This is a genomic window from Paenibacillus pinihumi DSM 23905 = JCM 16419 (genome assembly GCF_000422505.1).
GTDB lineage: Bacteria > Bacillota > Bacilli > Paenibacillales > Paenibacillaceae > Paenibacillus_D > Paenibacillus_D pinihumi.
On record NZ_AULX01000035.1, the window covers coordinates 1 to 25,663 of the forward strand.

Genomic DNA, 25,663 nt, shown 5'->3' on the forward strand with positions numbered 1-25,663 from the left:
TGCCTCACGCAGGGATCTCTCCGCTTCTGCCTGAACGCTGCTTTCCCCATACCAGACATCTGCCCCGCTCCATGCTCCCGGCCCTTGCTTGGACAGCTCACGCAGACGCTCCAACAGCGCTTCCCGATCCGCTCCCATGATCGCCAGACGGTGGGTGTAGTGGCCTCGGCCTGTATTCGTTGTACTGCAGATGGCTCCTGCATCCTCCCCGGACAGCGTCTCCAGTGCCAAAGCGTACCTGCTGATCAAAACACCCAGTCCTTCCGCACCTTTCGCCGACAGCGTCAGCAGATGCGGCCCTGGGCTCTGCGGGCTTTCTTCGCTCTTCGGAGCTTCTTCGACGACCACATGACAGTTCGTCCCGCTTAGACCGAACGCGCTGACTCCTCCCCGGCGCGGCACTCCCTCCACTGTCGTCCATGCCCGTGCCTCATCCAACACATATACCGGCGACTGCTCGAACGCAATCTCCGGGTTCGGACGTTCAAAGTGCACATTGGGCGGCAGCTCCTTATACTTCAACGCCGCAATCACCTTCAGCAGGCCAGCCAGTCCCGCTGCATGGTCCAGATGCCCCATGTTCGTCTTCACCGAGCCGACCGCACAAAATTGTTTCCGCTTCGTATACCGGCCGAACGCCCGCTTCATCCCGTCGATCTCAATCGGATCGCCAAGCCGGGTTCCGGTACCGTGTGCCTCCATATAGGAGATGCTCTCCGCCTCTACGCCCGCATTTTGCCAGGCCCGCACGATTACGTCTTCCTGTGCCGCCGCGTTAGGCGCTGTCAGTCCAATCGAACTGCCATCCTGGTTCACTGCACTCCCTTTAATCACAGCATAGATGTGATCCCGGTCAGCTACCGCACGCGATAAGGGCTTGATCATGACTGCAATGACTCCTTCTCCGTTTCCTGTGCCGTCGGAGGCCGTGTCAAAGGTTCTGGTTTTACCATCAGAAGACTCGACTCCAACCCGCATATCCGTAGTCTGTGGGACTATGGACAACTTGGCTGAGCCGACAAGAGCAGCATCACATTCACCATTACGAATCGCCTGACAAGCGGTATGCAAGGCTACCAGAGAGGAAGAGCACGTCGTGTCAATTAGCATACCGGGTCCTCGAAGGTCAAGCAGATAGGAGATCCGGCTCGCAATAACCGCAGGCAAATTACCTGCAAATGACATGGCCATCTCATCAGGGCAGATATCCATTAACATCCGGAAATAGCTAAAAGGGCTAAAACCTGAATGGCCAATATATACGCCAACCCGTTTCCCCGATAAAGCTTTACCCCCATAGCCGGCATCCTCTAGTGCTGACCAGGCAGTCTCCAGAAACATCCGCTGATGCGGGTCCATCAGACTCGCTTCCTTCGGTGAGAGCCGGAAGTAGGCATAGTCGAATTTATCAATTTCATCTATATAACCGCCCCGGACAAAATTGTTTTCGCCAAAACGGATTCTTTTCAAATAGGACGACAAATCATTGTGGCGTTTTTTTGGAAAAGTCTTAATATTATCCCTTTGCCCTGTCAATTGACCCCATAGGGCTTCCCAAGTGTTAGCGCCAGGCAGCTCAAAAGAAACACCTACAACCGCCATTTCATCAGATGAAAGATCATCCATGAGGAATGAACTCGTATCAGTCGTTAATGAGTCAAAATTAAAATTCACTTGCAGTCCTCCTCAGACTATCCATGTCAGTTATGTCCATGTTGTCCAGGTTTCTAGATGCAAGAATTAATCGTTCCAACCTTCTATCTCTCTCTTCCGAAGGAAGCTTCTTAGTCTCCAGTACAAGCCTGACGGCCTTTAGAAGCTCTCCGATGTCAGCACCTTCAATTTTATGGGATACATCCCCCTTCTCCCACTCACCCAGCTTTGAGTTGATAAACTGGATTGGCTTCAGAACGCCTTGCTCATATTCCGACTCATCCCAGTTCAAATTTGGTGTGCTGATCGCATGACGGAGACATTGAGCAGCCAGTTCTATGGCAGCAGCCAGGTTTTGTCTGCCGCCTGAGTGCGTCTCAACCCAAACGTTCCATTCTTCACTTCTCTCGATAGCTGCTGTTTGAAAGGAACCATTAGCTTCGGCCAGCTTTTTCATTACCGTTCCTGGGCCTAGATCAACCAACTCATTGACACCTTGCCGAAGCAAATATTGCATCGAATTCCGCCACTGTACAGGTTGAGTCACTTGCTGGACAAGAAGCGGTACAATCTGCTCATGGGATGCATAAGGCTGTGCTGTAACATTAGAGACCACTTTGCAGCTTAGCGGAGAAAATGTATACTGCTTCAGATGCTCTTCCAATGCTGTTGCTGCCGGGGCCATCAGTGGACTGTGGAAGGGCGCGCTAACCTTCAATGGAGTGAAGGAAGCGCCTATAGCTTCAAGGCGCTCCTTCCACTCCAATACTCTGGCTTTTACACCCGATAGAACAACCTGTGTCGGGGAATTAATGCCAGCAACTGACCTGACAGCGCGTTCCTGCCCGTTGTCCTCCCCGCAAATAGACAACACTTCATCTGCATTAACGCCCTTGACTGCAATCATGATGCAGTCTTCCTGCTGAATACAATTTTGCATGACCTGACCCCTAAAACGGGCAATATTAACGGCATCCGAAAGACGGATGGAGGATGCACAGGTTAAAGCGGTTATTTCTCCAAGACTGTGTCCCAGCATCCATTGTGGTTGCAAGCCTGTTTGCTCCAAAGTGACACGGTAGGCTGCGACGCCTACCGTAAGCAATGCCGGCTGTGTCCACTCCGTCATTGCAAGTTGTTCCGCATTTCCAGCAAAAATCAGTTTTGCCATGTCTGTTGCAAGTGCCTCAGATGCCTCTTCATATACCGCCCGTGCCGATGCATGAGCATGATAGAGCTTCTGTCCCATTCCTATATACTGCGACCCTTGTCCGGGAAACATAAATCCTAGCATTGTCATTCTCCGCTCCTTTATTGTTTAATCGCAAAGGTTGTATGCAACACTTGTTGGAAAATAGAACCGATGCGTCCAAACAAAATTTTCATCGATTCGGGATTTAATTTTTGGCTGTTATAATACAAAGACAACTCAATCAGGTTATGAATGGACTCGATACCCAGTGCCAGCTCACAGCTTTGATCCGACTCGTTAACAGGCATACGATCGTAGAGCACAGGCAATATCCGATCCTTATTGGTAGAACGATAAGCGGACAGCATTCCGGCAATTGCAGGAGAAGCAACAATACCGAACTGGGCTTGAACCGAATCAAATAGAGACTGGAAGGTGCCTGAATGATCAGGGCCAACGGAAATTATTCTACCGCCGGCTACGCTCAACCCAACCAATTCGAAAGCTTCACTGCCCGACCATTCCCGCAAACAGTATGCAAAGGACGACAGCATCGCCTGCTCCAGTAAAGTTTCTTGAAAGGCGAATTCAGGCAACGGATCTTTAAATCTTCCTTTGAGCAATACGGTCTGGCCCCTTGTTCCTGATCTGGCTTTAGACTCACCAGGTACAGTAATTTCTTTTGGAATAAAATCAATCTCCGGCCCGTAATCCTCCAGTAACTTAGCCATACGCTCTACCGTCGGATTCGCAAAGAGATCGGTAACCGCAAGCTCGGCCTGCCATTCGGTGTTCAACCGCTTTTGCAATTGCAAAATTGCCAGCGAATTACCCCCAAGCTCAAAGAATGAATCCCGACGTCCAATCCGCTTTACCGGAATATGCAAAAGCTCTCCCCATATCTGTGTCATCCTTTCTTCTGCGACACTTTCAATTAAAGAGCAGGCAACAGTCTCTTCCTGCCATGGGAGCTGCAATAGTTGTATCCGGTCCGGCTTGCCGTTTATCGTTAGTGGAATCTTTGGTATTAACAGAATACACTCCGGAATCATCCATTGCGGAAGCCATTTTCCAAGTTCCATACGGATTGATTCGCGATCCATGTGTGGATCAGCTGCAACAAAGGCACACAATTCATCTTCACTGTTCGGTGTTTTACGGACCAGTACAACTGCCTCGTGAATAGCTTCCATCTTCCGCAAGTGATGCTCAATTTCCCCAAGCTCTACGCGGTAACCCCTAATTTTCACCTGGTCGTCCATCCGTCCGAGAAATAAGACATTGCCGTCAGGGAGCCACTTTACTAGGTCACCGGTACGATACATAATCATGTCCGGATATTGAGGGTTTACAATGAACTTTGCGGCAGTCATCTCCGGCTTATTCAAGTAACCTCTGGCAAGGCCAATTCCTGATATGCATAATTCACCGGGAACGCCAACAGGCTGTGGCTGGTTGTTGCCATCCAAGATAGAAATGCGGAAATTGGGCAATGGTTTTCCAATCGGAACCAGCGCCTTGTCTTCAAGCCATTCAGAATCCACCGCCCACGTCATCATGATGACGGTTGCTTCTGTAGGCCCGTAGCAGTTGAACAACTTTACTTTACTTCCCCAGACTTTGGACATTTCTACGGAAGGTGCCGAACCTCCGACAATCACCTTTTTTAATGAAGGCAATTGCTGCGGATCAAATAAATTCAAATATGGTGGCGGCAAGAAACAGACGGTTATACGATTCTGTTCTATATACCGTTCAAAAGCTTTTCCATCCTTAATACAGTCGTCAGAAATTATATACAGCGAAGCCCCGCCCAGCAGGGCTATCGTAAACTCCAATACGGAAACATCAAATGACATGCTTGAAAATTGCAGGATATGATCTTGGCTGTTTATCCCCACATTACCAATATAAAATTCCAGCATATTTCCAATCCCCCGATGAGGAACCATCGTTCCTTTCGGCTTTCCGGTTGTGCCTGAAGTATAGATATAATAGGCCAGGTCATCAGGCTCATTGATGCATGGCCAGTTTTCCACGTTACCGTTCTGAGCCATATCCCAATCAAACAAGATACATTCCGATTCACATCCCTGTACAACCTCTACATCCTCTGTATAAATCAACAAGCGGGAATCACTGTCACAAAGGAGATAACGTACCCGTTCTTCAGGTAATGAAGGGTCAACAGGAAGAAAAGCTGCACCTGCCTTTAATACGGCCAATGTGCTTACTATCCACTCGACTGAGCGTTTCATATAGAGCGCAATAGGCTTATCCCGTTGTGCTCCACGCTCTAATAACAGAGCTCCCAGCCTGTTGGCCGCATGGTTCAACTCCAGATACGTCAAAGTCCGGCGCCCGTCTGTTACAGCAATCGCATCCGGAGTCTTCTCCGCCTGACGTTCAAATATGACTTGCCACGGAAGCTGTGGCACGGACAACTCCTGATAAACCTGTTCTGCAAGCTGCATCCCTTCCAGCGCCGAGGCCAGCATAAACTCCGCAATTGTATGTCCGGGGTAAGCCGTCACCTGTTGAAGCAGATTCTCATAGTCCTTCATCATACGGATCATCGTAACGGAGTCATAACGTTCCGCATTAAACTCACAATCAACAACAAATGAACCCTCTGTCCCCGATTGGGTCTGGATACGGAAGGTCAGATCTGTTTTGGCTGCTGCCCCTAACAATTCAATCGCGTCCAACAACGGGGTTGCAACCTCTTGGACAGAATCTTGCTCCATAACGAACATCGCCCGGTAAAGAGGATGGACTCCGGGATCTCTAGACAGGCCCAGCTTCTCTGTAAGATGCGAGAAGGCATAACGGCCATGCTCTATGCCTAACAGACAGTTACGAACAAATCGCTCCAGGTAGATGCTAAACACATCCTCCTTTTGCAAATAACTACGTACAGGAATCATTGATATAAAGCTGCCTACAATCTCATTTAATTCCGGGTGGTAACGGCCGGATGAAGGGGTACCCACAACCAGATCCGCTTGTCCCGAATATTTAGATAGAAGCAGATGAAAGGCAGCGAACATTACCATGAACGGCGTAGTACCTTGCCGGGCTGAAAATAATGTCAGCTCTCCGGATAGTTTCTCTTCCATTACATGACGAACCCACTGGCCTTTATAGACCGGCTTGACATCCGCAGGCTTGTTGACAGGCAGTTCTAACTGTGGCGGCCGGTCAGCAAACTGCTTCAGCCAATAGTTCTCAAGTTCTTTCCATTCCTCACTGTCCTGAAAGGTCATTTGATCTTCCAAATAATCCTTATACCGGATTCCGGAATCAGAAAAATCAGAACCGTCATATAATGAAGAAAGCTCACGCTTCAATACCGCTTCCGAATATTGGTCAAAAATAAGGTGATGGGCAATATAGTATAAAATGTCTTCATGTTGCCCAGTGACAATACAGCATCGAATAAGTGGCGGCTGCTCAAGCACAAATCGTTGAGCTGCAAAAGCCTTCAGGGCTTCCTTGTCATCGATAGAAAATACCGGAATCTCCTCTGCAGATGCAAGCCCGCTATGAATCCGCTGCACCGCCTCTCCATTAACCCATTCAAATCCAGTACGACATGCTTCATGACGCATCAAAAATTTATGCCAGGCATCCGCCATACGTAGGGCATCAATTTTTTCCGGGAAGGATAATGCACCGGGAACAAGATAACTATGAACTCCTTCATCAAAATGAACAGCCGCAAACATCGTTTGTTGAATATCTGTTAAAGGGTAGAACTGGCGATCTACGGCTACTGGTTGCAATCCTTTTATCAAGGGTATTGCCTGTATAGAATCTTCAAGCATACGAATAGTTGAACTGGCATAAAGCTGTCGGATTGTCATTGATTTCTGGAGTTTCGAATACACTTCCGCGATCAGCAAGCTGGCCCGTAATGAATCTCCCCCAATTTCCCAGAAAGAGTCGTCAACTCCGAATTCTTCCGTCCCAAGGATGTTTGACCATATCTCCCATAGCATACGTTCCATTTCAGTTTCCGGCTTAGTCATATTGTCTGATCTTCCAGTAATAGAAGGAGGTGGAAGAAGCTTCGTATCTTTCTTGCCATTGGTCGTAATCGGAATCGACTCAAGTTGCTGAAAAAAACCTGGAATCATGTAAGAAGGCAAGTGCTCTTCAAGTTTCCTCTTGAGAACATTAGCCTTTATATGCGGGCTTCCCGTAAAGTAACAACATAAGATTTGATGCCCCGAGGCATCTTCCTTAACGGTCACACATACCTGATCTATACCTTCACAACTGGAGATGACAGACTCAATTTCCCCGCCTTCAATCCGGTACCCTCTTAAATTCAGTTGTTCGTCCATGCGGGAAATATAGATCAGGTTGCCATCTGCATCAAAGCGTGCCAAGTCACCTGATTTGTACATGAAGCTGGCAGGGACAAACGGATCAGGTAAAAACCGTTCTTCATTCAGGGCAGGACGGTTGTGATAACCGGCAGCTAAGCCGTCACCCGCAATATAAATTTCCCCCTCATGTTCGACCGCTACCGGATTCAATCGTTGATCCAGCAAATAGATACGCATATTATCAATCGGACGGCCGATCGGAACGCTGCCGGAAGGATGATGCTGACCATTGTATAAATAGATCATGCAGCCGACTGTCGTTTCTGTAGGACCATACTCGTTATACAACTCGATATCTCCAAAGGCCGACAAAGTCTGATCTGCAAGCACACAACCGAAACGTTCACCACCTACAATGAAACGTCTGACGGCTGGCTGTGGATAAGCTTCCTTAACCGCAATCTCCAGATGAGCTGGTGTCAGCTTAATAATATTAGCAGCCTGGTCACGAATGATTCGGGAGAGGACAAACTCTCCCGGCTCAGTCTGTTTGTATATAATAGCTTTGTTTCCAGCAATGAGCGGAACAAAGATCGATGTCACCGTTAAATCAAAAGCCAGCGATGAATAGATTGCAAATATGTCTGAATCCTTCCTCACGTAGGCTTGCTTTGCCCACCAGCAATAATTAACTGCGGAGCGATGCGATATGGCAACCCCCTTTGGTTTGCCTGTAGATCCTGATGTATAGATCACATAGGCAATACCCGAAGGGTCACTTTTATCCTGTTCAGCGTTTGGCACCAGCACTGGGGTGTTATTGGGTATATCCAAATTCATGTAGGCCAGTTCTTTAGGCAAAAGTTTATGAAGCCCTTTATTTGTCAGTACGAGTTTAACGTTTGCATCTTGAACAATGTAAGCAATCCGCTCCATAGGATATTGGGAGTCTAAAGGCAAATAAGAAGCACCGCTCTTCATAATCGCCAGCATTCCGATGATAGACTCAAAGGAATGACAGGTGAGCAGGCCGACAATCTGGCCCTGCCCGACCCCCATCCGAATTAACTCCCCGGCAAGCACGCTTGCCCTTTCCTCCAACTCACGGTACGTAAGCTGTGCTCCTTCAAATTCAAGTGCAACACGGTCTGGTGCCTGTCGCGCCTGTGAACAGACCAACCGTGTAAGCGTGCTGTCTGCGGGATATTGCTTTGTTGTGTTATTCCAGCTGTAAATAGCCTGATTTTTCTCCTGTTCAGACAGCAAAGACAGTTCTGATAGACGGATACTGGAACACTCCGAAATTAAGTTCATTAAATGCATGAGTGAACGATACATGGCATTAATTTTAGCTTCATTAAAATAAGCTGTCTTATAATCGAATTCAAAGGACAATTCTGTTTGTCCGAACCGGTTCCATTCTTTAATCTTAAACTGCAAAGCGTAGGATTGATGGCCGCCGTGCAGCTCTTCCACATAAAAGCTATTGCCCAAAACATCTGTTTCAAATTGTTGATTGTAGTAATTAACGGTTACTTGAAAGAGTCCGCTATGCTCCCTTAGCCTGGGAATATCACGAACCATATCTTCCAACGGGAAACGCTGATGCTTATAGGCAAGGAAAAATTGTTTTCCAGCCTGTCTTAGGCTCTCCAGCACAGTCTCCTCGTCTTTCAACATAAGCCGTAATGGAAGATAATTACTGAACATGCCTGCAATTTGCTGTTTGGATTCCGTACCGCTTCGATTCAGGAACGGTATGCCTAAAAGTAAATCATTGTGAGTTGTCGTAAGATGTATGTAGAGATACATGAGGTAGGAGTAAAACAATGAGGGTTGGACATGATGTGATTGACAGTAGCCTTGAATTTTTCCCACAAGCTCCGGAGGAAGAATATACCTTGTAGAGCGTGCAGCCGTATTGTCTGAAGCTGTAGTCAGAAATGATTCAGGAAGATCACTTAACTGCCGGGTCCAGAAGGCCTTGTCACGGATGTAGGTATTCGATTCGATATAGTCATATTCTTCTCTGACTGAATCGAGATAAGAATACCCGGTAGCCGACTTGGGCAGTTCTGGAACTCTATTAGCCAGTTCTGCATAAACAGCTATAATTGTATTGAAGATGGGTTGAATGGACCAGCCATCCGCGATAATATGGTGGAGCTTCAAAAAGAGTACCGTTGTAGATGAATCTTTTAATGCAATTTCAAATACATAAAGCTGCTCCTGCTGAATGCCAGGCTGCGTATGAATGAGTCTGTCCAGCCACAATGCGTAGGCTTCGCTTGATTCATTGCGAAAATCATGAACCGGAATGTATTGTGGAAACTTATCAGCCACACGCTGCAGGGCCTCGCCCCGCTCCTCCATAAATTGGAGCCGCAAGCTGTCGTGACGCTGAATTGTCTCAAGTACAGCCTCTTCCAAAAGTTTGGGAGAAATTATGCCTTGTAAATGAATCAAGGCATTATTATTGTTTACTTCGCATCCGTATTTGTTCTCAAGATGCCATATGCGCTTCTGGGATGGGGACAAAGGATGCCACTGTTGTGCTTTCACAAACAACTGTTCACTTCCTCTCTTTTAACATTCCCTTTAGAGCTACATATCCAATCCGTAGTCACTGCAAATATTCGCCATTGCAACAACAACTTTACGTTTTCCTTTGTACGGCTCCCTTGCATGTCCAATAAGCATATTATCCAGCATCATAATATCTCCCTCTTGCCATGGCAATTTAACTGTATGCTGATCGTAAACACCTCGAATTTCCTGCAGTATGGACTCTTCGATTGGCGTACCGTCTCCGTAGTAAACATGACGAGGCAAGTTTTCTTCCTTCAGATAGCTTAGCATGAAATCACGGATATCCTCTGGAAGGCTGGTGTAATGAAACAGATGTGCCTGATTGAACCAAAGCATTTCTCCAGTCTCAGGATGCTTGGCGATAGCAGAACGAACCGCTTTGGTACGGACACGGTCGTTATCAAGCCATTCCAGCTCCAATCCGGCTTTAGCGCAATATTCAGCTACATATGCTTTATCATCAGATTGAAAGACTGTCTGCCATGGAAGATCAATTTTGCCTCCCAAATTGCGGACGTACATGACTTTTTTCTCTTTAAATCTGGAAATTATAGAAGGATCAAGGTTGTTATAAATAACCCTTGAATCGGCGATTGGTGTCTCACCACCCTCATCCGCATTATGGACGCAGTGAAACCAGATCAACCTTGGCCATTGATGAGAGTAGGAGTTCTCATTGTGCATCGGGATATGCTGGTCATTCGGATATTCAGTAGATGTATAAATTTGCCCCTGCACCTCGCTGCGCGGTGTGGAGCGCTCATTATAGGATTCAAGACGATCTACAAATACAGATGTGAATTTTTCAAATAATTCCAGTGATGGAACAGGGAAGTCGCGGAATAGAATACCGCCTTCATTGCGAAGATAGTTAGCAATCAAATCCCGATTTTGATGGGCATATTCCATAATGTCAGTTGTAGAGTCTGGTGTAATGATGACAGGTAACGTTCTCGCCTTTGGAGATATGCTGTTTTGAAGTTCGCTAAAGTTCTTAGACAAATTAGTTCGCCTCCCTGTTTAATTGTAGAGCCAGCTCACCCTGAATGAATCCGGCCATGGTTTCAATTGTACGGAAATGCTCGTGCAGCTCATCCTGGTCAATTGCACTTAAATCAATTTCAAATTCATCTTCTACTCCAAGAATCATTTCAAATTCATCGATAGAGCTAAGCGATAGCCGGTCAGCAAGCGACTCATCGTTTGTAATTCCAGATAACTCCTCCGCATTATACTTTAATCGCTTAATAAGAATATTCTCTGTAATGATTTGTACAATTTTGTTCTTTTCCACAAACATCATCTCCCTTAATTAAGATCATAATCAGATCATTTTCCTTAGCAATACTGCACCGGCCCCGCCGTTGATCGAATTGCCGACAATCATTATTTTCTCAGCCGCTTCCGGCAGATTAACATGTGGAAGCTGACCCGCTAATTTTTCTTCTCTGCGGTCTGACAACCAATGAGCTGCATAGCAGACATGTTGGAGCGTATGAACAGACAGCGCTATCCCCTCATGAAGCGTTGTGACAGGCTTGTCTGTGAATATTTCCTGTAATGTGTGCCTGGTTTGTGCTGCAAGAGAACTGAACAACACCGCATCCACTTCTGCTGCTGTAGTATTACAGCGTTCAAGACATTGCAGGACTGCATTCCATACTGCTTTTCCTTCTTGTCCCACCTCCCCTCCAGATGAGAAACCGAAGCCGGAAATTTCAGCATATGCACCGGATGGAGGCAGCCCATCCTCCATTGCTTCCTGGATTGCAACCGTACAGGCCCCCTCTGCAAATGGAAAGCTGATAGAATCGGGCCTGCTTTCTAATGCAAGGTTCATCCACTCGGAAAATTCTTCTGCTGCCGCAACCAAGCAACGATTGACTCCCTTGTTCCCGTTAATCGCTTCAAATGCGTATGTTAGCGCATACAATCCATCATTCCCGCCTGTCGTCAGCGAACTGCTGAACCCTTTCAGACTGAGCGCTTTGGACACAATGCCGGCTGTTGAATTTAATGCACCTTTGGGAAAATTAATAGTAGTTGAGCCCCCCTTTTTATCCGTAAGAACGGCGCGATAGTATTCCATAATCGACTCCGCTTCTCCGAATGAAGTTCCAAACACCATACCAATTGGCCTGTCACTCTCCATCTCCATCCAGTTGGTGTCTTTGATTGCAAGGTCAGCCGCCCCTAATGCAAAGTGTACAACCCGGTCCGCTCCGCGCTCATTCAAGGAAGGATCATAATTTCTCAAATGAAAGGAGCAGCTCCCTTCAACGGCCATTGTCCCGATCCGCTCAAATGAAGCCCCACGATCAGCACCATATGAATCGACCATGCCGATTCCTGTTATGTAAACTCGTTTGGTAAAAAAAGGGATATTATCATCATCTGTATTTTCGCTTTCCGGTTCCCATTTACGGGCAAGCAATACGGAGTTATGCCCACCCATTCCGGCGTTACTGGAGAGAAATGTAGTCGCTTGATCAAATGGAACAGGACCGGTTAATATATTGGCCCCGCCAAGGCCGTCCCGGACTTGTCTGGTGTTAGCTGTTCCCGGTAAATATCCTTTTTGTAGAGCTAATAGTGAAAACACGAGCTCCGTCGAGGCTGCTGCCCCAAGCATATGGCCCACATGTCCCTTGAACGAGCTAATAGGCAGCTCAGGGAAACGTGTATCGCCGATAGCTGCTCGAATGCCTGAAAGCTCTGAATGGTCATTAAGCTTGGTTCCCGTTCCATGAGCATTCAAATAGTCAATCCTTTCTGCATCCGTGCCCCCGTCCTGCAAGGCCATCCTGATGGCATCCCGAATTCCATCACCACCTGGTGCCGGGGCCGTCGCATGGTAAGCATCGTTGGACAACCCGTACCCAAGCAATTCAGCATAAATGTTCGCTCCCCTTTCCAGCGCGCTTTGAAGAGATTCCAACACGACAATGGATGACCCTTCTCCCAAAGATAAACCGAATAATTCTCCAAAGGGCGTGCAAGGGTTGGGATTTAAAGCTCTTACCTGATTAAAGCCGATCATTGTCCATTTTTGTAGTACATCAGCCCCGCCTGCAAGCATGATATCTGTATACCCCTTTGCGATTAGCTCCGCGGCGAAACCTATTGCGCTTCCGCTGGCAGAGCAGGCACTATTAAAAGTTGTAACCGGGCCCGTAAGCCCCAGATGCTGCGCTGCGGTATCTGCCTGCTCATATACCGGACTTTGGGCAATCAACGCATTTGTGCTTTCAAACACTCCTTCAACAATAGCATTCTCCAATGTGTTCCCGCCGCAACAAGTTCCCAGAGCCAGTCCTGCTCTGAGTGTCTGAATCTGACCAAGTTCCAGACCGCTGTTGTTAATTGCTGATTCCGCCGCAGCTACTACAAAATGGACACACGTATCATACGCTCTTTCATCCGGCTTCAGGCTCACCTCCGCAGCGACAGAACATCCCATACCCGATGTATCAAAACGTGTCACTTCCCGAATTGAGCTCTCGTTCTCATATATCCGCCGCTCTATAGCTTCAAGAGTATTGCCGAGTCCGCTTATTACACCAATTCCGGTTATTACAACCCGTCTTCCATTCATTCAGACCTCTCCCAAACCTAGAATCTTAAGCCTGCTTTTTTTACTGCTTCTGCCCTTGTCTACAACGCGACTTCACTGCGGCAAAGTTTCTCGTAAAGCTCACATTCCTGTAACAGCTCATCATGTTTGCCCTCAGCAATAATAGTACCTTTATCCATGACAACGATGCGGTCTGCATTCCTTATCGTGTTCATACGATGTGCAATCATAATCATTGCCCTGTCCTTGGATAGCTTCTGGAGGGATTTCTCCAGATAGTTCTCCATCTCGTTATCTAGTGCAGAAGTAGATTCATCCATAATAAGGAGCTTCGTGTCTCGCAAAATGGCTCGTGCAATAGCCAGACGCTGAACTTCTCCACCTGACAGGGTGCTGCTTGCCTCTGACAGCGGAGTATTATAGCCATCAGACAGTTTACCTATGAAATGCTCTACACCTGCCATTTCCGCAGCCCAAATGAGTTGCTTTTCCGTTACCCCGGATAGGCCAATCGTGATGTTGTCACGAATAGTTCCGGTAAACATAAAGGATGTTTGAGGTACATACCCGACTTTGGACCAAGCTTCATCAAGCCCCCCAGATACAAGCTTACCGTTTATATGAATCGAACCGTCATCCGGCTCCAGCAAGCCGCAGCATAGTTTAGCCAGTGTGGATTTTCCCGAGCCGCTCATTCCAACGATAGCAACTGTCTCCCCGGGCTTGATAGAGAATTGAATCTCATGAAGAACACGCCTCTCATTCCCTTCCTCGTCACGATAGCTGAAAGAGACGTCGTTCAGGCTGAGTACCGACCACTCTGTATCCGGTTTCAGTTTGACTGGCATTCCTTCCGCCTGTTTAGGAAGCTCATTCTCCCATCCGATCAATGTATGTACCCGGTCTGAGGCTCCTAGTCCCTGCTGGATATGGCTGAGCGTTCTAGATATATTTGAGAAAGGAACTTGAATCCGAATCAGCAAATAAATGAAAGAAAGTATCGTCCCGACTGTCATTTCCCCACGTAATACAGCTAAACAAACGAAATAGACAACTGAAATAATTATGGCATTAATGATAAGATCCATAAGCTGGTACATTGTGGTCGTGACCATGTCGCGTTTGAGCATATCTTTGTTCTGTTGTTTTTTCTTCTCCAGAAAGCTTTGTTCGAACATCTCATTCAGTCCATACGCCCGAATGACCGGCATTCCCTGAAAGATCTCCTGCAATGATTCCCTTGCGTCTGCCTCCCGCTTCTGAATACGCTGAGACAACGTTCGAATCGTCCGGTCGAACAATCGGCCAATCGTGAAAATCAGCGGCCCGCTTAGCAGCGCAACAAGCGCCAAATAGACATTGAAACTACTCAAATATAAAAAGCTAAAAATAATGAGCAGCATATCCTTACTTAAATCGAACACTGCATTTCCAATGGATGCCGCTTCTGGTACATCACGGGTCACTCTGGATACTAGATCGGCTGAATGCATAGACTGAAGCCGCTTGAGCGGCATCCAGTTAATACGGGAAAATAAATGAACCGCCATATCCCGGATCATATATTGCTGAACCAGACCCTTCAACAACCCCTGTACAGCCACCAGGACGACAACACCCGCTACTACCAAAAGAGATTGCTTGATAAAAGCTGTAATCCCATCGAGGTTCTTATCATTGATATTGTCGATAAAGACTTTTTGAGCATTGGCAATGTAGAGCTCAAAATAAATATCAACCCCTACAAGCAGCAGCCCAATGGTCATGGCGAGCCAATATTTCTTTGCGTAGCCGAGGACTCGGACAAATCTGAAAACATCATTGTCCACCCAACGACGGAACCTGTTCTTCGAAGGAGTTACCACTGTCTCACTCATGCTGTCACCTCCGATTCCCACTCTTCATGGTCGCGGCCGTTGCTTCTGTACATCTGGAAATAACGCTGTCCAAGCATCATTAATTCCTGATGGGTTCCCTCTTCCAAGATTCTGCCTTCCTCCATATAGATGATCTTGTCAGCATTAATAATGGTAGACAGGCGATGCGCAATAATGAGGCAGGTTTTATTATTCATCAGCCGGTTAATCGCCTGCTGAATCACGAATTGATTCTCATTGTCCAGTGCCGAAGTAGGCTCATCGAGAAGTAATATGTCCGGATTACGCAAAAAAGCTCTTGCAATTGCAACCCGCTGTCGCTCGCCGCCAGACAAGGTCTGGCCCCGCTCGCCAATGATAGAATCATAGCCAAGAGGAAGATTCATAATCACTTCGTGAATGTTTGCAGCTTTAGCTGCTTCAATGACATCCTCTTTTGAAGCTTGGGCGTTTCCGTAATGAATGTTGTCATATACCGTACCGTGAAAAAGAAACGGGGTCTGTGACACAAGAGCAAGTTTACTCCGCCAGTTTTCGGCATTCAGGGCCGTACAATCAATACCATTCCACCGGACAGAACCGGAAGAAGGCTCATAATATTTCATTAACAGCTTGAACAATGTTGATTTCCCTGAACCGCTGGGACCAACGATTGCAACCGTCTGGTCTTTGGCAATCGTAAAACTGACGTTCCTGAGCACTTCCTCTCCTTCATCTTCATAGCTGAAACTTACCTTTTCCATGCTTAAGTCCATCTTTCGGGTCGATTCCTGCGCATTGGTAATTTCGGCTATCTGCGCACCTTCCTTCTTCTCATCCGGCAGATCCATAATCTCAAATACACGCTTCGCCTGGGAAATGCTCCATTGAAGTGCGTTCCAGGTTCCGAACAGGTTAAGCATGGGACCGATCAGCAAGTTACTTGCTGCCAGAAAGGCCGCCACTGCCCCCACTTCCATCTCATTGCTGTAAACTAAAAAACCGCCATATCCAAGAATAAAAATAATAGACAAAAAAGGAACTACTGAATTTACAGACCCAGTAAAAGATTCAATAGATAGCGTTTTCATACGAGTGCGAACATATTGGCTAAACCGGGCAGAAAAACGGTTGTTCATTTCTTCCTGCAACTGATAACTGCGGACGACTTCTCCGCCCTGTACTGCTTCCTGGGCAATACCGTCCTTTTCAGCAGACAATCGATTTTGCTTGTCAAAAAATTTGCGGCTTATCTTCGAAAACGGCAACAACAGAAGAGGAATGATTGCGGCCATAACAAGGCTCCCAATCGTCAATTTGACACTTAAAAAGCATAAATAAGACAAAATAGCAATTACTTTTGTGGTATCTGCGATTAAACCGATCAGCCGATGGTTAATACCTGCTTGAGCAACACTCGCCGACTCCAACACTCTAGCGATTTTGTCACTCGTGTGATATTTGTCGAAGCTTCCCAACTGAATGTCCGAAAATTTGCGAAGCATCGCTCCCTGAAGTTGCAATCTGGAATTATTATCTAATTTACTCCCCAAATAAGTACGAACCATAATAACACATGACATGAAAAACGTAATAAATGACATGAACACCACGGCTTGAATCAGTGCGCGATATTCGCTATTGACCATGCCGCTAACGATAACCTGGTACATATTAGCAAATGCGACAGATAAGGCTGCTTCAAACAAAATAGCGACAGCTATAAGCAGATAAAAAGCAAGATACGGCCTCCCCATACGCAACATCCGCATAAAGGTACGGGAAGGGGAATACTGATGTAAATTGGCTTGTTCGTCCAATTACTTCCCACCTTTCATTAGATAGATTCCTTATCTTCACGGTTCTGTACGGCTAAATATCTGTCTATGCATATTTGTTGTAAAAGTGATTTAGGCGAGATTGGATGATTTGGATGATTTCCAGGGAATGCTCCCGAATAAAGAAATGGTCGCCCCCTAGCGTATTTATGTTAAAATGATCTGTAGTGTAGGTCCGCCATTCGGGGAGTTTTGCTTGATCAAGCGTTTGATCGCCATCTCCGTTCAGAACTTGGATAGGGCATGACACGGGACGAATGTCCAAGGCAGGTGTATAAGAAGCGAGCAGTTTGAAGTCACTCCGGATAATAGGAAGAAACTGCTCCAAAAGCATAGGGTCTTCGAAAATTTCTTCTCTCATTCCTCCATATAAAACGAGCTCTTGCAACAATTTGTCATCTGGTAACAGGTGAAGATTGCGCTGCCGCCGCAAATGCGGAGGTTCGGTTGCTGAGATGACCAGCATATCGGCCTGACGATTCGCCTCGGATGCCAGACGCAGAACAGTCTCATAAGCCAGCAATCCCCCCATGCTGTGTCCGAATAGAATAAATCTTCCATCCTTCAGCCTGGAACGAATGCTTTGTACAATGTCCTGCACAGCTTCTTCAAAATTACTGTAGCACGGCTCTCCCATTCTTGCCCCATGGCCAGCCAACTCAATCGGGACAACCTCAACGGATGCATCCACAACCCGGATCCACGGATAGTAAACGCTTGCTGAACCACCTGCATGATTGAGACAAAAAAGCATTGTCTTCGACATGGATACACCTCAACTTCAAAAGGATAATAAATTTATCATATTCCAGAAAAAGTCCATATTATATAAAAATACGGTTAATAATCTTAAATTAAAATAAAAAACATAAAAAAGTTATATTACCAGTATCAACCATGTAATTAGTTTTGTCAACTTAAATTGCCTTGTAAAATCCAATAATATGTCGGTTGATAGAACTTGATGCAAACGGACGTTTTTTACCAGATAAATACAGGACATGAGATGCTAGTTTTCGACAATTTCCTTAGGTTTTCCGGGAAAAACAAGGCCCTCCTGCAATCAACTTTCGACCTGCAGGAAAGCCCCTTTCTCATCAACTATCCTTCCATCTTCTACTTTAATTGTTCGCGCACCTCAAGCGTTCTCTTATTCCATTTGTCCGTCTCTGGTATCAGCTTGTTAATGTCAGCTCCGTCAAATACAACTTCATTAACGAGATTATTCCAATTGTAATCGGACCAGGCAGGAACTGTTGCTCCCGGCTGAATAACGGCATTTTCCTTGGCGATTTTGACCGCTTCAATGTTCTTGCCCTGCCACATCGGCGTCTGCTCGTAGTAAGCCGTCAGCTCAGGATCGATAACCGATGCATTTGCACCCTGGTCAATCTTCCACTTCTGCGCTTCTTTGCTGAACTGGAAGCTGATCCACAGGAACGCTTCTTCCTTATGCTTGGAGCCGCTCAAAAGCGCAAGCGGACCGTAAATGCTGTAGCCAGGCTGGCTTACTTTGCCTCTAGGGAAAGGCAGAACATCCCACTCAAACTTGGCGTTTTCCTTCAGGTTCGGCAGCACCCAGTCGCCGCCGATAGCGAATGCAGTCTTTCCATTAATAAATTCGCGCGTAACATCGCCTTGCTCAGCCGCTTTGGCATTGCTCTGCATGGAGCCATCCTTGGAGACGAACTCGGCCAGCCAGCGGATATCATTCATGACATCAGGTGTATTCAGCACACTTTGGGTCAAATCTTCATTCATGTATTGCAGATTGGCAGCATGGCCGTCAGCAATCGCTTTCGTATTCGCCAGACGCATCTGGAATTCCGGCTGGGTCGTCAGGCCATACTCGCCCGCATCCGGGTCTGTCACTTGCTTGGCAATGCTGCGGAAATCATCATATGTCCAGTCATTGCCCGGCATTTCTACACCGTGTTTATCCAACAGTGTCTTGTTGACAAGAATCCACATTGGCACATCTACAAACGGAACAGCCAGCTTCTTGCCGCCATAAGTCATCGTATCATAGAACCCGTCGGGCAGTTTAACAGATTGGAAAGTAGTGTCTTTCTCGATATAAGAAGTCAGGTCCTCCAGCAGGCCGCTCTGATTGTAGCTGATCAGGTCGGTATCAATCCATGTCAGGTCAGCAGGTGTTCCCGCTGCTTCCAGGGCCGCGATAATTTCCATAATCGGCTGGGAATTGACCGGAATTTGCTCGATGGTAATCCACGGATATTTCTCCATAAACATTTTGTACAGCTCGGTGTAGGAGTCCGACCAGGAAATCAGCTTAATTGTCACAGGGTCTTTCTTTTCTTCAGGCGGCGGCGTATTTTCCGCTCCCTTGTTCACATTATCGCTCTGGACAGGCGGAGTATTGGCTGGTGTATTGCCCGAGCATGCGGCGAGGAAGACGAAGATGAGCCCCAGCAGCATAAGCTTCCAACCGATGTTGTGCTTGTTTGTCATTGTTCAAAACCCTCCTATGAATGTGTATGTGATGGATGTTCTCTCTCTACTCCACGATCCCGGTTCTTTCAATGCCGCTTACGAACCACCGCTGCAGGAACATAAAGACAAGGATAGGCGGTGCAATGATCAGAAATGCGGCGGCCATCTTCGTGCTCTCGGTGACCGGGTTTACAATCGTCCGGGTGTTGCCGAGCAGCGTCGGATTCAGCACTTCCTCCAGCATATCGAGCCGGATGGACAACGGCGTGAAGCCCTTGGCCAGGAACATCGACGGCTCATAGTACATATTCCAGTACCAAATGAAGGAGAAAAGGAAAACTACAAGGCATGCCGAGCGCGCCAGCGGCAGCATAATGCCGAAGAACAGCCGCGAGGTCGATGCCCCGTCAAGTCTGGCAGCCTCCTCCAGGCTCGGCGGCTGCGATTTGAAAAATTGCCTGAAGATCAGAATGAACAGCGCTCCCTTGAGTCCCTGACCGAATATAGCGGGAATGAGGAAGACAAAAATCGTATTGAGCAGCCCCAGCTTGCTAAAAATGACATAAAGCGGAATGATAATAATTTGGGGCGGAATCAGAAAAGTCAGGATAATCAGTGCTGTAAACAATCCCTTGAAAGGGAGTGCCAGCCTGGCGAGCGCATATCCGGTCATCGCGCACACGATTACCTGAGCGATTGAGCAGCTAAGCGCAATCAGTGCTGTATTGCGCAGGGCCTGCGGATATTGCAGACCGTTGATCGCTTTGGTTACATTTTCCCAAGTCACCTCGCGCGGAATCCATTTGACCGTCGGATCGAGCAGGTCGCTGAGCGTCTTGAACATTGTACTGACCATATACAGAATCGGCTGCAAATACAGATAAGCGACAATCGACAGCAGCAGATAGATTACAAGCTTGAACAATAGTCCGTCGGATAAGCTGCGCCCCAGGATGAGCATTTTGGTCTTTTGCGTCCGGCGGCCCCACAGGCCGGCCTTGGCTATGCGGGTGATTTTCTCCAGCCTGGCATTCATGAGTGAACCCTCCTTTTATTGAGGCTGCGGTTGAACAGCCACAATACAATGGCGATAAGCGCGAAGATGAAGGCAAAGTAGACCCACGCAAGCGCGCTTGCATAGCCGTATCCGGTATCCACCTTGAACATATTGTCCCGGATATGCTTAAGCACCGGATTAAGCGGGAAGGTGAACAGGTCAATAATCGTATAGAGCACGTTCAGGCTGATAAACGGTACGCATGCCGGAAGCGTAATTTTCCAGAAACTGTCCCAAGGGGAGGCTCCGTCGATGCGCACGGCCTCATAGATCGTCGGCGAAATCGTCTGAAATCCCGCAATGAAGATTAGAATCTGTACGCCTGAGTACCATAAAATAAGTACTGCACGGCCAAGAACCGCCATTACTGTCGTGGAAAACTGCTCGCCAATGTACTCCTCAACCATCGGCTGCAAATTATACTGGTCCAGAAACGGAATATCTCCCGCTCCTTGCAGGAACAGCTCTGAGAGCACCTGCCCGGTCGCGAAGATGACCGGCAGGAAGAACAGTGCCCGGTAAATGAACCGTCCCGGAAACTTCTGATTGAGCATCAGGGCAATTAGAAGCGCAAATATTACAATAATTGGAACCATGAGCAGCATTTCCTGAAAGTAGGTAATGAGCTCGATTGGAAAAATATTATCCTTCAGAAAAGCATCACGGAAGTTGCGCATCCCGATCCACTCATATTTCAGTCCTCCTGCCGCTACCTGTACCTTGTTGAAGGCCATGAACAACGACCAGCTGACCGGGACAAGCACGAATACGGCAAAGCCGATGATCCACGGCAGCATGAACAGCAGTCCGGTGCCGTAACGTCCCATGTTATACAGGCGCTTGGCGCGCACTCTCTCTTTTGCTTGCATCAGGCGCCAGCTCCTTTCTCTACCTTGAACGTTTTGCTGCCGTAATCGACAATGACACGTGTTCCGTCCTCATAAGTCGTTGCATAACGTTCCGGCGACAGCCGTTCATGATTTACAATCTGCTGCGCGTACAGGCTGGCCAGGGAGTCGAAGGCTTCATATTCAGCCTGAATACGATTCGCCCACTTGTCGTACCGGGTGCTGTACAAATAACCGGATGCCGAGTACCTCAGCTTCCTGGAATCGTCATTCGTCAGAAAATAGGACGGTACTGCGCCATACTCGATCGCCTTCAAAAACTCCTCCTCCGCGTCATTGCGCAGGTTCCCTTCCTCGAACGAATACGGGATGTGCCCGTGAAGCACGATCGGGTAGAACGGGACCGTCTCATCCACCATAAAGTCATAGCTGGATTCGGACGACATATTTGTAATGAAATCGGTCTGGTTCAGCGTATAGTCATTGCCCTGGTAGACCGATGCCTGCCCAAGCGTCCTGCGCGTATAATCAAGCAAGCCTTTATACATGCCGATCGTATCCGCACGTGTGGAAATTCCATGCGGATCGTAGTCATGGAATACCATTTCCCCGATCCAGTTGAAATGGATGCCGGATACGCCGATATCCTTCAGCTTCTCAATCGTTTCATAGGCCATCGCCACGGTGCGTGACGGCTTGCTGATATACCAGTCCCCATCAACGAACACCGTGCCCTCGATGCCGCGGATGCCGTTCGTTTTGCCCGAAAGGCTGGAATACGGGTCCAGCCAGACAAAATCCTCCTCGAACAGAACCGGCACGTCCGCCTGCTTCATTTTGGCAATAAACTCCCTGGCTGCCTGCTCGCCTCCGAGCGAAGGTTCAATGGGGAAGCGGCGGTACTTGTCGTAGTCCCCCCTATGCTGCCAGCCGTAATAAACGACATTCAAATTGCCCACGCCCCGGCGCTTCAAGTCCTCTACAATAGCTCCCGCCTGGTCGAAAGTCGTTGCGGCAATATAGCGAATCTGGCTGAATGCCTCGGCATAATCGCCGCCCATAATTTTCACCCTCATCGGGATATGTTCTACCGGCGCAAGCGGCTCGGCCAGTTTGCCGTGCTCCGTCAAATATTCCCGGTATGCGCCCGCCATGCCGACATAGCCTGCATCTTTACCGCTTAAGAACCGGTACTCCACCTCGCGGTCCGTATCCAGTCTCTGCTTCTGTACAGCCTTGAGCGGTGCGGCAAGCCGGCTGGTACGGTACAAATATTCTTCACGGAATATCTGGCTGGTGTAGACATTATAGAATGATGATTTCATCCCCGGAGGCATCGCTGCAATGTTGGCCGAATCTCCCCCTGAAGACAGCACTGCCATAAATGCATGTTCACCGCGTTTGACTCCGAATACAGGGTAGGCAATATTTTCCCTTCTCTCGCCTGAGCGAGACCAGTTCGCCGCATTCGTAATCTCCATGCCATAAACCTGATGGATGTAGCCTTTGGATACATTCGCCCGGCTGCGGTCAAAGTGGACCAGTCCCCCCGGACCATCCGGAAGGAACAGATATCCGTCCTCCTCTGGCGACGCAGCCCCAAAGCTGGGCAGGAGATCGACGGAGAATACGGCGAACTCGCCTTCCTCCTTGATTCCGTCCCCTGGCAGCCGCACCTTGAGTCCTTTATCCGTCAGCTCATATTGAATCGTCAGTGTAATGCCCTTCTCAGGGAATTGATATGCCACCTGCAAGCCCGTATCAGACTTGACCATCGCCATCTTGATCTTCGGGTCCAGCGCATTCAGCACCTCGCGGATCGTCTGATCCTTCCCTTCCGTGCGGACATAAGTCAGTACGAAGGGTGATTGCAGATTGGCGAGCAGTCCGCCCTTCACCGTCTCCCGTTCAAGCTGCTCTTTGGAGGGATTGCTGGTCCAGCGGAACCCGGTCCGCTTGTCAAGGACTGCAACCTGGGAGCTGGCAGGATCGGCATACAAGGCGTACGATGCATTCTCCGCCGCCAACGCATAGCCGTCAGAACCGGCAGCTGGCTTCCATTCGGGCCCTTCGAACAGAGGAGCACGCTGGGTCTGGGGCTTCTCAATTCCGGTTCGCTCCAGAGCCGTCTCCGGCGCCAGCTCTCCCCCTTGCGACAGCACGATAAGCAGGACCGCGAGCACGATGAGCAGAATCGCTCCCGACAGCTTCAACCATACAGGAGGATGCCTGACAAGTTTAAACATAGAGCGTAACCTCCTTGTACAGCTGGTAGAAGAAATCATAGAGATTGTAAGACAGCCCGAATACGATAAAGGCAAACAGCCAGATCAGGCCGATTGTGAAAATCGTAATGGCAATGTTCTTGATCGTCTCCAGAAAATCAAAATTATGAATGACCTGTGTCATCACAAGCATCATGACAGCCATCCAGATATACATGATGGCATTCAGGGCATCTACAATGACCCTTTCATCCAGGGTCACAATATTGGATAAGATCATAATCGGAACGGAGAAGAACAGGTAGGGCGCCAGCGCGTAGGTACTGCCCTGAATGACCTCTCCGAATCTCCCTTCCCCGTCCTTGACACTGCACACCAGATAGTTGGCAATGACCCAGGTTACCCATGGCAGGACGAACAGGCCAAGGCTGCCGTAATAATTAATCAGCGACAGCTCCACAGGATGGAACAGGAACCCGGTATAGTAGAGGGATAGCAGCTTCATAATCAGCGTCAAGGCGAGAATGGACAGGATAACCCACGGTGCCATCCGCTTCTCCTTGAGCCGGTAAAATCCTTCATACGGATGCAGCATCACATGCCAGAGCTGGCCCGGAAGTTCAAGCCACTGCTTCCATCTCCCGGTTGGCGGATAACGCTTCAGCAGCTTGCGCACGGGAACCGGGATCAGCCGCAGCAGTACAATCAGTCCGATTATTCCGGCAATCAAAGCGATAAAATGGGTCTGAATCCATTCCAGCCGGATCTGCCAGAAGGCCTTGGAATAGCTCTTGGTGTCAAAGGCGATTTTGAGGAAGGACAGCGCGTCTGCATTGCTCTCCTCATGAAGATATACCTTGCCAAGCCCCTGGAAAACACCGTTATACATATCGTTGCGTTCATAGACCTTATCCCAGTAGGGCTTGCTCTCTGCATACTTCCCATCCATATAAAGCGCGAGAGCGTTCAACACATCACTGCCGAAGCCTGTGCGGGTAAACTTGTGCACAGTCCCGGTCCGGCTGTCGGATACCCACAGATTAAACTTGGAATCGACGCCGATGGCTGTCGGGTAGCCCATAACCCCGTATTGCTGGGTCTCGTTATCAATCAGGCCGAAGGAGAATAGCGCTTCCCCGTTCTGGTCATACACATTGATGGCCGAAGAGACCGTATCGATGTTATAGATAAACCCGTTTGAATCCATTGCCGCGTCCACAATTCCGTGACCGCCATTCAAGGTTTTGTTCTTGAAGGCGTCCACGCCGCCGGCATTCAGCTTGCGGATAGCTCCTTTACCGAAGTCGCCCGCCGTCATGGTGAAAATCATGCCGTCCTTATCCAGCGCCACATTCGTAATCGGGGCCGGCAGGTTGGCAAGTTCCTTGGCCATTTGCTCCTTGTTAAGCAGCGCTCTTTTCAGCCAGCTCATTACCGTCTGCTTCGCTTTGTTGGCTCCAAAATAGCCCATGAATTCCCCGTCCTGATTGATGCGCACCAGCCCTTGGTACGAGGAATTCAAATTGACATACATGACACCTCTCCGGTCAACAACCAGTTTCGTCGGCACAAAATGCTCCTGCCCGAGCAGAGGGGAATCCGGCTTCTTGTACTCCCGGAGAAACTGGCCGTCTGCTCCAAACACGGCTATCCGCTGGTTGCCTGAATCGGCCACATAAACCTCTCGCTCCGGGGTAACGAACAGCCCTTCCGGGGCGCTGAGCTGGCTGATCCCCTCCTCGCCTCCCATCGTCTGCAGCAGGGCTCCCCCGCTGTCCAGAACCACAATCTTGTTCATCCCTTTATCCGCGACGTACACCTTGTCATCGGCCCCTACATGGAGGTCGGACGGCTCAGACAGACTGGCTGTATGCGTATTCACGGGGGCATATACCGCCTGGATACGCAGCCATGTAGTCTGGTTGCTGTCGTAATAGAAGGTCCGGTAGGGAAGCTGTGCATGGACCGCCTCTGGCAGGACAAGCATGGAGGTCGCCGCAAGAAGCAGGAATACAATTAATCTCTTCATGTTCACGACTTCCT

Annotated in this window: 14 protein-coding genes; all 14 read right to left on the reverse strand. The window is 48.3% G+C overall.

All coding sequences use genetic code 11. The features are described 5' to 3' along the window. On the reverse strand, positions 1-1,674 hold a 1,674-nt coding region (locus H583_RS0112445; RefSeq protein WP_036709445.1), incomplete at its 3' end, for a type I polyketide synthase. Further along, positions 1,664-2,953, reverse strand: coding sequence for an ACP S-malonyltransferase (gene fabD / locus H583_RS32730; RefSeq protein WP_051236381.1), 1,290 nt, complete (start codon positions 2,951-2,953; stop codon positions 1,664-1,666). The genes H583_RS0112445 and fabD, both read right to left, overlap by 11 nt. A gap of 11 nt (positions 2,954-2,964) precedes the next feature. Further along, positions 2,965-9,741: a non-ribosomal peptide synthetase gene (locus tag H583_RS0112455; protein WP_245585905.1), complete on the reverse strand. Its 6,777-nt coding sequence runs from the start codon at positions 9,739-9,741 to the stop codon at positions 2,965-2,967. A gap of 42 nt (positions 9,742-9,783) precedes the next feature. Further along, positions 9,784-10,770 carry a TauD/TfdA family dioxygenase gene (locus H583_RS32735; RefSeq protein WP_081667177.1) on the reverse strand — a complete coding sequence of 329 codons (987 nt, stop codon included), beginning with the start codon at positions 10,768-10,770 and terminating at the stop codon, positions 9,784-9,786. A gap of 1 nt (position 10,771) precedes the next feature. After that, entirely contained in the window at positions 10,772-11,062 is a 291-nt protein-coding gene (locus H583_RS0112465; RefSeq protein WP_028560763.1) for an acyl carrier protein, read from the reverse strand. 30 nt (positions 11,063-11,092) lie between these two features. Next, a complete protein-coding gene (locus H583_RS0112470; protein WP_028560764.1) occupies positions 11,093-13,363 on the reverse strand; it encodes a beta-ketoacyl-[acyl-carrier-protein] synthase family protein in 2,271 nt (756 codons plus the stop codon). Positions 13,364-13,422: 59 nt separating this feature from the next. Beyond that, positions 13,423-15,219 (reverse strand): ABC transporter ATP-binding protein, encoded by a 1,797-nt coding sequence (locus H583_RS0112475; protein ID WP_028560765.1) that lies wholly within the window; start codon positions 15,217-15,219, stop codon positions 13,423-13,425. Further along, positions 15,216-17,018, reverse strand: coding sequence for an ABC transporter ATP-binding protein (locus H583_RS0112480; protein WP_028560766.1), 1,803 nt, complete (start codon positions 17,016-17,018; stop codon positions 15,216-15,218). Before H583_RS0112480 ends, H583_RS0112475 begins: the two co-directional genes overlap by 4 nt. 64 nt (positions 17,019-17,082) lie before the next feature. Further along, positions 17,083-17,802, reverse strand: coding sequence for a thioesterase II family protein (locus H583_RS0112485; RefSeq protein ID WP_028560767.1), 720 nt, complete (start codon positions 17,800-17,802; stop codon positions 17,083-17,085). A 350-nt stretch (positions 17,803-18,152) separates the two neighbouring features. Continuing rightward, positions 18,153-19,508 (reverse strand): ABC transporter substrate-binding protein, encoded by a 1,356-nt coding sequence (locus H583_RS0112490; protein WP_028560768.1) that lies wholly within the window; start codon positions 19,506-19,508, stop codon positions 18,153-18,155. Positions 19,509-19,554: 46 nt separating this feature from the next. Then, positions 19,555-20,526, reverse strand: coding sequence for a carbohydrate ABC transporter permease (locus tag H583_RS0112495; RefSeq protein WP_036709446.1), 972 nt, complete (start codon positions 20,524-20,526; stop codon positions 19,555-19,557). Continuing rightward, on the reverse strand, positions 20,523-21,416 hold the full coding sequence (locus H583_RS0112500; protein ID WP_028560770.1) for a carbohydrate ABC transporter permease: 894 nt from the start codon (positions 21,414-21,416) through the stop codon (positions 20,523-20,525). Before H583_RS0112500 ends, H583_RS0112495 begins: the two co-directional genes overlap by 4 nt. Continuing rightward, positions 21,416-23,641, reverse strand: coding sequence for a DUF5696 domain-containing protein (locus tag H583_RS0112505; RefSeq protein ID WP_028560771.1), 2,226 nt, complete (start codon positions 23,639-23,641; stop codon positions 21,416-21,418). Before H583_RS0112505 ends, H583_RS0112500 begins: the two co-directional genes overlap by 1 nt. Then, positions 23,634-25,649 carry a YIP1 family protein gene (locus tag H583_RS0112510; RefSeq protein ID WP_028560772.1) on the reverse strand — a complete coding sequence of 672 codons (2,016 nt, stop codon included), beginning with the start codon at positions 25,647-25,649 and terminating at the stop codon, positions 23,634-23,636. Before H583_RS0112510 ends, H583_RS0112505 begins: the two co-directional genes overlap by 8 nt. Positions 25,650-25,663: the final 14 nt, after the last annotated feature.